The 9,545-nt window shown below is 40.8% G+C and carries 9 protein-coding genes and 1 pseudogene; 2 read left to right on the top strand and 8 right to left on the bottom strand.

Annotated features, from left to right (window positions below):
- The 7 genes and pseudogenes from ACINWC141_RS05890 to benA form a co-directional block, all read right to left on the bottom strand.
- A partial coding sequence (locus tag ACINWC141_RS05890; RefSeq protein WP_009388786.1) for an OprD family outer membrane porin occupies positions 1-1,061 on the bottom strand: 1,061 nt, incomplete at its 3' end.
- Positions 1,062-1,105: 44 nt separating this feature from the next.
- Positions 1,106-2,464: an aromatic acid/H+ symport family MFS transporter gene (locus ACINWC141_RS05885; protein ID WP_009389039.1), complete on the bottom strand. Its 1,359-nt coding sequence runs from the start codon at positions 2,462-2,464 to the stop codon at positions 1,106-1,108.
- 478 nt (positions 2,465-2,942) lie between these two features.
- Entirely contained in the window at positions 2,943-4,136 is a 1,194-nt protein-coding gene (benE, locus tag ACINWC141_RS05880; RefSeq protein ID WP_009388795.1) for a benzoate/H(+) symporter BenE, read from the bottom strand.
- A 57-nt stretch (positions 4,137-4,193) separates the two neighbouring features.
- Positions 4,194-4,979 carry a 1,6-dihydroxycyclohexa-2,4-diene-1-carboxylate dehydrogenase gene (locus tag ACINWC141_RS05875; RefSeq protein ID WP_009389021.1) on the bottom strand — a complete coding sequence of 262 codons (786 nt, stop codon included), beginning with the start codon at positions 4,977-4,979 and terminating at the stop codon, positions 4,194-4,196.
- An 18-nt stretch (positions 4,980-4,997) separates the two neighbouring features.
- Positions 4,998-6,014: a benzoate 1,2-dioxygenase electron transfer component BenC gene (benC, locus tag ACINWC141_RS05870; protein ID WP_009389085.1), complete on the bottom strand. Its 1,017-nt coding sequence runs from the start codon at positions 6,012-6,014 to the stop codon at positions 4,998-5,000.
- 52 nt (positions 6,015-6,066) lie between these two features.
- Positions 6,067-6,586, bottom strand: a pseudogene (benB, locus tag ACINWC141_RS05865) (benzoate 1,2-dioxygenase small subunit).
- Positions 6,583-7,965, bottom strand: coding sequence for a benzoate 1,2-dioxygenase large subunit (benA, locus tag ACINWC141_RS05860; RefSeq protein WP_009389073.1), 1,383 nt, complete (start codon positions 7,963-7,965; stop codon positions 6,583-6,585). Before benA ends, benB begins: the two are co-directional and overlap by 4 nt.
- A 123-nt stretch (positions 7,966-8,088) precedes the next feature.
- Between benA and ACINWC141_RS19415 the strand changes: the two genes are divergently transcribed.
- Both ACINWC141_RS19415 and ACINWC141_RS05855 read left to right on the top strand, forming a co-directional pair.
- Positions 8,089-8,199 carry a hypothetical protein gene (locus ACINWC141_RS19415; protein WP_081400032.1) on the top strand — a complete coding sequence of 37 codons (111 nt, stop codon included), beginning with the start codon at positions 8,089-8,091 and terminating at the stop codon, positions 8,197-8,199.
- A 44-nt stretch (positions 8,200-8,243) separates the two neighbouring features.
- Positions 8,244-9,203, top strand: a complete 960-nt coding sequence (locus ACINWC141_RS05855) for a LysR family transcriptional regulator (RefSeq protein WP_004702719.1) — start codon at positions 8,244-8,246, stop codon at positions 9,201-9,203.
- 52 nt (positions 9,204-9,255) lie between these two features.
- Here the strand turns inward: ACINWC141_RS05855 and ACINWC141_RS05850 are convergent, their stop codons facing one another.
- Positions 9,256-9,456 (bottom strand): heavy-metal-associated domain-containing protein, encoded by a 201-nt coding sequence (locus tag ACINWC141_RS05850; protein WP_077162564.1) that lies wholly within the window; start codon positions 9,454-9,456, stop codon positions 9,256-9,258.
- Positions 9,457-9,545: the final 89 nt, after the last annotated feature.

Below are 9,545 nucleotides of genomic sequence, written 5' to 3'. Positions count from 1 at the left end.
ACATATTTCACCATCGCGTTTAGGCCTGGCACATAATCTTTAAAATCGTAGCCATACATCACATGGTAAGACTTTTCATCTTCTTTAAAGAAACCAGTAGCGTTCCAGTTAATGAAATAAGTCTCTGGTAAAAAACCGTCCGGTAACGGGTAAGCCGATTCACCGATAATCTGTTGGTAGCCTAACCCAAAGGTATGGTTTTTTACTTTAAGCGTTTCTAGCACTCCAATGTTTTGCGCATCAATATCAAAAGTATTGCCATCATCTTTTGCATTGAAGTATTTAAACTTAGAAGTAAGCGCAAAATTAGGTTGTTTCCAATTATGCTCAAGTCCTACATAGTGCTTGTTGTAGAGGTCTTCCAAATTGCCAAAGTAATATTCGCCCTTTAAAGACGGCGTAAATTGATAGCGCAGGTCAATATAATTTAAGCCATCAGATTCTTTGGTTATTCCATTTGATGTGAAAGAAAACTTTTTAAAATCTTCTTCATTTCGTGGTGATACTTTTTCAATCCGACCAATTTCTGCATAAAGCTGATCTGAAAGTTGTGATTTAAGATTGGTTCCCCAATAAGAGGCAAGTAATTGTCGGCTCGCATCTACAGCCGTTACAGGTAGGTCTAACCAGAGTTCACCGACACTTAAAAGGGTTTTGTCGTAGCCCAGTTTTAAGGTCGCGCCGTATTTTAAAAAGTCAGATGCTTGAGATTGTGTTTCTTTATTAAAAGGCAAAACTGTGTCGGCAACGTGTTTGTCCGAACTTAAGCGAACGGCGTATTGAACGGAAGCATCGGCACCAATCGTAATGGGCTTGTCTGCAATAACTAGTGGAGTGTCGTGCATTTTCGATTTATAAAATAATGATGCTGCCTGAGACCAGCTGCCCGTATCTTTGAGTGCATCATTATCAAAATTACGATTGATATAGGCGTTTTTTAAAGTGAATTTCCATTCATCTTCGGGCTGCTGATTTGGATTTGCAGCGAATGAATTGCCACACATCAACACTAAGGTCGCAAAAGTTAAAGCATGTGGCTGAAAGCGGTGTAATAATTCCATAATCCATTTCCAAAAAGATGCGCCAGTCCTCGGCGCATTTATATTTACTGCTGAGTAATTGTGTTTTGAGGGTTAAAAGTTGATGGCGTTTGTGCGGCAACAGAGGCTTTGAGATTGACCATAAATATTGCAAGTGCAGCAATCACACCCGGAATTGCAATCGCTAAGAAATTCATTTGGTGAGGAAGCTCAAGTGTGAGTAGGGCGCCGGTTAAAACTGGTCCGATAATCGCACCGATACGGCCAATTCCAGATGCCCAGCCCATGCCAGTTGAACGAAGTGCTGTCGGATAGAACTGTGCAACGAAAGTATAGAGTAAGATTTGCGAACCAATTGTGGCAGCACCAGCAATTGCAATCAGGCTATATAAAATAAATTGCGGACTATTAATGCCAAGCAGAATTAAAGCTGCTGATCCCACAATAAACATGATTGTAATAACAGGTTTTAAATGAAATCTGTCCGCTAAAGCACCGCCACCAATTGCACCGACCATGCCGCCAATATTAAGTGCAAAGAGGAATAACATACTTGCACCTAATGAGTAGCCCGCTTGCAGCATGAGTTTAGGTAGCCAGCTTCCTAAGGCATACACCATGAGTAAGCACATAAAGAAAGCAATCCAGAACATAAATGTGCTGAAGGTACGGCCTTGTTGGAAAAGTGCACGGACAGGCGCATCTGTTGTGGTACTTTCATTTAACACCAGCTGTGTATTGGCGGTTACTTGCATTTCTGGCGCAATTTTACAAACAATACTTTTTGCCTGTTCGCTATGGTTCGATTTCACTAAAAAGGTGAGAGATTCAGGTAAAAAGTTCCAAATAAGTGGGAGCAATAACAGGGGAATACCCGCAATTAAAAACATGATTTGCCAGCCCATGTCTTTCACGAGCCATGCACCAAGTAGCGCTGATGTCATGCCGCCAATTGCATAGCCACTAAACATAATTGCGACTAAAGTACTGCGGATTTTTTTGGGTGCGTATTCGGTCATAAGTGCAACGACGTTTGGCATAACGCCACCAATCCCAAGGCCTGCAATAAAGCGTAAAATAGCAAACTCAGTTGGTCCTTTGGCAAAGGCACCTATAAAGGTAAATCCGCTAAATAAGGTGACACAAATCAGGATGGTTTTTTTACGTCCCAGTTTGTCTGAAAGTGTGCCGAAAATCATGGCACCAAACATCATCCCGAATAGAGCAGCACTGGCGAGTAAACCAGCTTCTACCGCAGTTAATGACCATTGCTGCATTAACAGAGGAAGAGCAACCCCATAAATAACTAAATCATATCCATCAAAAATAATAATAAGTAAGCACCAGATTAAAACTTTCCAATGAAAAGATGTAAAACTGGCTTTATCAATTAACTCATTAATATTAACCTTGCTCGTATCCATTTTCTTCACCTCCAATTTGTGAAGCATCGCGTTATTTTTTAATAAACTATTTTGTTATTGGATTAGAGTCAAAAACCTAATTGATATATCTTTATGTCTTTTAGGTATTTTGTTTTTGTTGGATTAAGTTTTTGAAAAATATGATTTATTTTAAGTTGGTAGTTTGGTCTTATTACAATGTTTAAAATGGAGTTGAATATTGTATTATGAGAATTCTAAGGATTTTATAGATGTTTTTTTATAGATTTTATTGATGATAATCACACTTAAAAATATCGTTAAATTTATATTAAGATTTGAAGTGAAAATATAAATACAAAATACTAAAGTCTATTATTTAATTATTTTAGAGATTCATCTTAAAAATGAAACTTAATTTATATTTAATAAAAATCGCCACATCAGAATTAGCAAATTATTTGCATCCTGATGTGGCGATTGAGGCTTTATTTTAGTGGTAGGCGCTTAGATAAAAAACTTAATTTGTGATGGGAGCTGATCGTGGTGTAAGAATGAAATGGGCGATTACACCAATACAAATACCCCAAAACACTGAGCTTAATCCTAGAAAATGCATGCCTGATGCTGTGGCTAAAAAGGTAATAAGTGCAGCATCACGTTGACTATCATTTTTCATGGCAACAGAAATATTGGTGGCAATAGCACCTAATAAAGCTAAACCTGCCAGTGCTGCAACCAACTCTTTAGGAAGTAAGCTAAATAGCATGACAATACTGCCAGCAAATAAGCCACCTAAAATATAAAAAATCCCGTTGGCGATTCCTGCGATATACCGTTTTTCTTTCAGTTCATGTGCATCTTTGCCCATACATAAAGCAGCTGTAATTGATGCAAGCACAATGGTAATACCGCCGACGCAGGCAACAGCTAAAGAGGCAATACTGGTGACAGTAATAATGGGTTTGGCTGGGGTGTCGTAACCGCTGAGTTTCATTATCGCCATACCCGGTAAAAATTGGCCGGTTAGGCTGACTAAAATGAGAGGAACGGCGAGGTTCAATGTTGAGTTCCATGTCCATTCTGGGCTAATCCACTGTGGAATAGCTAAACTAAAACTCACATCAACCGGATTCATTTTGCCTAAAATAAGGCTTAATAAAACTCCGGCAGTTAACACCCAAATCATGGTGTAGCGTGGCATTAAACGTTTGGCAATTAAAAAGACAATGAGCATGCTAAAAACAATAAAAGGCATGCTATCAGACGAGGTAAATAGACCAATACCAAATTGAAAAAGAATACCAGCCATCATGCCCGCAGCGACGTCTTGTGGAATCCACTTCAGTAATTTGTCGAAGTAACCTGTAACGCCAATTAAAAAAATAACGATGGCAGAAGTAATATAGGCGGCTACTGCTTCATTTAGTGAGACATTTGGAAAGAGGGTAACCAATAGGGCAGTGCCCGGTGCAGACCATGCGGTAATGACAGGCGTTTTATATTTAATTGAAAGATAAATACCTGAAACGGCGGCGCCAATTGAAATTCCCCAAATCCATGACACCATCATATCGGTGGACACATGGGCACGCTGAGCAGCTTGGAAAAAAATAATCAGTGGGCCTGAGTAGGAAATTAAAACTGCAAGAAAGCCAGCAACTGTTGCTGATATAGACCAGTCATTTTTTAATGTCTTGAACAGGTTTGCCATGTGTGATTGCCTCCATGCAAATCATATTATTTACCCAATCATGCAAAAAGATCAGGGTTAACCCTGATCTCCACCTCCGACTGAAATAACCGAGCCAGTCATATAGGATGCTTCGTCTGATGCAAGAAATAAAATTGCATTCACTTGTTCTTGAATTGTGCCATAACGGCCCATAAATGTTCGATCTATTGTTTGATCAACTACTTGCTGCATCCAGTCTTTTTCATTTTGACTTAACGGGTTGGCATTACGTGGTACTTTGCGAGGTGGTGCTTCGGTTCCACCCGTCGCAACAGCATTGACTCGAATTCCATCTTTGGCATGTTCAAAAGCAAGCGATGCTGTTAAAGCATTTACCCCACCTTTAGATGCTGAGTAGGGAATACGGTTAATACCACGGGTTGCAATTGAAGATACATTTACAATAACGCCCGATTGTTGCTTAATCATGGTGGGCAATACAGCACGGCAGCACCATAAAGTTGGGAACAATGAGCGATTTACTTCCTTAATGATCTCTTCTTCGGAAAATTCTTCAAAAGGTTTCATCCAGATCGCGCCGCCTACGTTATTAATCAGGATATCTACCTGACCATAATGTTCGATGGCTTTTGCAACAACCGCTTGTGCACCTTTATAGGTTTCAAGGTCAGCATTAATCGTGACAGCATCGCCACCTGAACTCTGAATTTCTTTGAGAACTTCTTCAACATATTCAGAGCGGTCAGCCATGATGACTTGGCCGCCTTCAGCTGCAACTTGCAGTGCCACACCACGACCAATACCTTGGGCACTACCCGTAACAATCACGACCTTATCGGTAAATCTTTGACGGTTTGACATAGATAATTTCTCCACCTATTAATTCGCAGAGAATTTTTCAAACAAGAAATTAGCAGGTTTGATATTTTCAGTTTCTAACCAGCCACGTACAGCTTCTACCATCGGTACTGGGCCACATAGATAAACATCGACGTCACCGCCATTTAACCATTCACTTTCAATATGACTGGTGACATAGCCTTTGCGTTCATGGTTGCTCTCAGGGCTTGCAACTACAGTTCGATATTCAAACCATGGGAATTTCGCTTGCAACTCATTGAGTTTCTCTAAAGCAACCAAATCAAAGTCATTGGTTACGCCAAAGACTAAGCGAACAGGCTGTTCTGATCCTTTTTCTTCAAGCACTTGTAACATCGACATAAATGGGGCAATACCAGTACCGCCTGCAAGCATTAGCACTGGACGCGCTACATCGCGTAAATAGAAGCTACCGAATGGACCGGTAAACGTCATTTTGTCACCGGCTTGGGCATTTTTGCTTAAGAATTCACTCATCTTGCCGTTCGGTACGTTACGTACTACAAAGCCAGTCAAGCGGTTGCCTGGCTTTGAGCTAAATGAATATGAACGGGTTTCGCCAGTTTCAGGAATTGCAACATTCACATATTGACCTGCAAGGAAATGAATATCCGGCTGGCCTTCATCAAGTTGAATATCAAATGTGATGGTTGAATCTGATAAGTTTTCAACGCGGGCTAATGTACCTTGGAAGCTATGAATTTCTGTTTTGCAAACATCTGATGAGGCTTGAATTTGAAATACGGCATCTGAAGTTGGGCGACATTGGCAAGCAAGAATATAGCCTTGCTCAGCTTCTTCTGCAGTTAATGCATCTTCAATATAGGTTTCTTCTGGCATGTCATAACTGCCGGATTCGCAAAATGCGCGGCAAGTTCCACATGCACCGTCACGGCAATCCAAAGGAATATTAATTTTTTGGCGATAGGCTGCGTCAGATAGGGTTTCGCCTTGAGCTACGTTAATGAAACGTGTAACACCATCTTCAAATTGAAGTGCGATATTGTGGTTTGACATGGCATGTATCCTACAAAATATTTGAAACTTTTACCCTCAGCCAACAGTCCGTTTAACTGAGGGGGTATGTCTTAAAGGTGGTAGATATCAATCACTTGATTGATGTAGTCATTTTTCAAAACGACATACTTGCTCAAGATTTTTGGTTGATCACCTGAAAAATCGATCACATAACGTGACATACCGAAATAGCTGTAATTTGTCTTGTAACGGAAACTCAAGGTATTCCAGTTAAAGCGAACAGTGACTTTGTCGCCGTCGCGATCGAGAACTTCAACGTTAGCAATATTGTGGCTTGTGCGCGTGTCCGGCATGGTTGCAGATGAGCGCTCGGTTTTAATACGGAACACACGATCTTCTAAACCTTGACGATCTGGATAATAAATCAGTGAAATTTCAGATTGCGGGTCTTCAGTTAATCTATCGTCATCGTCCCAAGCTGGCATCCAGAAAGAGGCTTCCGGTGCATAGCATTCAATCCAGTCATCCCATTGTTCATCATCTAAAAAACGAGCTTCACGATAGAGAAACTGAGCAATATTTTCTAAAGTTGCTTTGTCTTGAGTGCTCATGCTGTTTCTCCCTGATCAGCAATTTCTTTCTCTGATGCAATCGCGTGTTTCATGGTGTGTAACCAATATTGATGTTGGGCAAGATAAAGACCCTCATCTTCAGTTTTGATACCACTTAACATTGGTTTTAAACCGATTTCGTTTGCTGCATCGTCTGGTCCATAAATCCAGTGTTTTGAACCGCGGCACATGTCATTCCATTCAAGTGCAATACCTGCGTAGCCTGCCTGACAAGCACGAAATTCTTCTAAATCGTCTGGTGTTGCCATACCTGAGGCATTAAAGAAATCTTCATATTGACGGATACGACGTGCGCGAGCTTCGGGTGCTTCCCCTTTAGGCGCGATACAGTAAATGGTGACTTCGGTTCTATTGACCGAAAGTGGGCGAAGTACACGAATTTGCGAACCGAACTGATCCATCAAATAAACGTTTGGATAGAGACACAAATTACGTGAACGCTCGATCATCCATTTCGACATCGCTTCACCGTATTTTTCGGTGTATTCATCTGCTTTCGGGAAGTTTGGACGGTCTTCTGGGTTTGCCCATTGTGTCCAAAGCAACATGTGACCATTTTCAAAGCCATAAGAGCCACCGCCTTGTTTACCCCAAGAACCTGCACTCATCGCACGGATATTATCGGCAGCTTGAGTTTCTTTACGGTGTTGAGTCGTTGCTGCGTAGTTCCAGTGAACAGCAGAAACATGATAACCATCGGCACCATTTTCAGCAGTGAGTTTCCAGTTGCCTTCATAAGTATAGGTAGATGAACCACGTAAAACTTCTAAACCATGTTCAGACTGGTCAACAATCATGTCGATGATTTTGGTGGTTTCACCCAAAAACTCTTCAAGAGAAGGAACATCTGGGTTTAAGCTGCCAAATAAGAAACCTTTGTAGCTCTCAAAACGAGCCACTTTTTTAAGGTCATGTGAGCCTTCTTGGTTAAAGCAGTCCGAGTAACCAGCTTCGCTTGGATCTTTAACCTTGAGTAATTTACCTGAGTTGTTAAACGTCCAACCGTGGAAAGGGCAGGTATATGTTGCTTTGTTACCACGCTTGTGACGGCAAAGTTGTGCTCCGCGGTGTGAACACGCATTGATCATGGCATTGAGTTCGCCGTTACGGTTGCGGGCAATAATGACCGGCTGACGACCAATGTAAGTGGTGTAGTAGTCGTTATTATTTGGAATTTGGCTTTCGTGTGCTAAGTAAACCCAATTACCTTCGAAGATATATTTCATTTCGAGGTCAAATAGGGCTTCGTCAGTAAACACTGAGCGATGAAGTTTAAATTCACCTGTATCGATATTATCTACAAGTAATTCATCAATACGGTCAAGATGGCTAGTATTGATTACAGGAATACGTGGCATGTCCGTTCTCCGACTTTCCAAAAGTGTGGAAGTCACCAAGGCCTTAGCTACGATCTACAAGGTCTTGATATCCTAATATTGTCAATGTGCGCATGAGCGCGATGGGTATTTAACCGTGAATTGATGAAGATGAATCACTGGAAGATTGGCAAGAAGGCTTTTCACAAAGCAATTCATCACTTCATCGGTTTGTTGCTTGTATATACCTTAAAAGAATGGTTAAACTGTGTCTAAGACTGAATTTGCATTTTTTTATATCTTAAAGGTATGGAAGCCTTATGGAACTAAGACATTTACGGTATTTTGTGGCTGTTGTTGAAGAGCAGAGCTTTACAAAAGCCGCGGAAAAACTATTTATTGCTCAACCACCTTTGAGTCGGCAGATCCAAAATTTGGAAAGTGAGCTTGGAATTCAACTGTTTGAGCGCGGAAGCCGTCCTTTACAGACAACCCCAGCCGGACATTTCTTTTATCAGCATGCTCTTAAACTTTTGTCGAATGCTGAAGAAATAAAAAGTATGACTAAACGTATTGGTCTGATTGAACGTAGTGTGACGATTGGTTTTGTCGGGTCTTTACTCTATGGTTTATTGCCTCGAATCATTTATCTATTTCGGCAACAGCAACCTCATTTGAATATTCAATTGATGGAGTTAAGTACGACCGAGCAACTACAGGCATTAAAAGAAGGGCGTATTGATGTTGGATTTGGACGTCTAAGAATTAGTGATCCTGCGGTGAGACGTATTTTACTACGTAAAGAACGCTTGGTGGTTGCTGCGCATACGAGTCATCCGATTGCTCAGCGTACCGAAGGGGTATATCTGGCCGATCTCATTGATGAAAAGATGTTTATGTATCCCACTTCGCCGAAACCCAATTTTTCGACTCAGCTTTTGAATATTTTTGCCGAACACAGTTTGGTTCCAAAAAATATGCATGAAATACGGGAAATTCAGCTGGCTTTGGGCTTAGTCGCAGCGGGAGAAGGTTTATGTATTATTCCTGCAAGTGCCGATACCATTCGCTTTCCTCATTTAAATTACATTCCAATTCTCGACAATGGAGCAGTTAGTCCAATTTTTATTACGGCGCGGGCAATGGACCGAAGTGAAGACTTACAGCTTTTATTTGATTGTATTTATCAGGTGTATGATCTTGAAGGTATTCCATATAAACGCACCGTTTTCACGCTCGATCAAAACCCAATAGATGATTCAGACGGTATCGATTTTTAAATAAAGTAAGTGCATAGCCTCAAAAGCTGAAGCTATGCGGAGTATTTATATTTTATTGCACTTGAGCTGGGAAACCATCTTCTTCAAGTGCTTCAGTAATTTTATCGACGCTTTCACTGCTTTCAACAGTTACGATTTTAGTCGCTAAGTCTACATCTACTTTTGCATTAGGGTCGATATCTTGAATCGTTGCTGTCACACCACGAGCGCAGCCACCACAAGTCATATTTTCAATAAGTAGTTTCATGTTCATACTCCATCAAGAATGAGATGTTTGTTTGGATAACACAGAGTCTAAACCTTGTCATGATTGTAAGGTCAAGACCAATTTTTAAAAAAATA

This window comes from Acinetobacter sp. WC-141 (assembly GCF_000313935.1).
Classification (GTDB): domain Bacteria; phylum Pseudomonadota; class Gammaproteobacteria; order Pseudomonadales; family Moraxellaceae; genus Acinetobacter.
The sequence above is the reverse complement of the archived record's forward strand: the minus strand, read 5'-3'. Positions and strand labels throughout refer to the sequence as shown.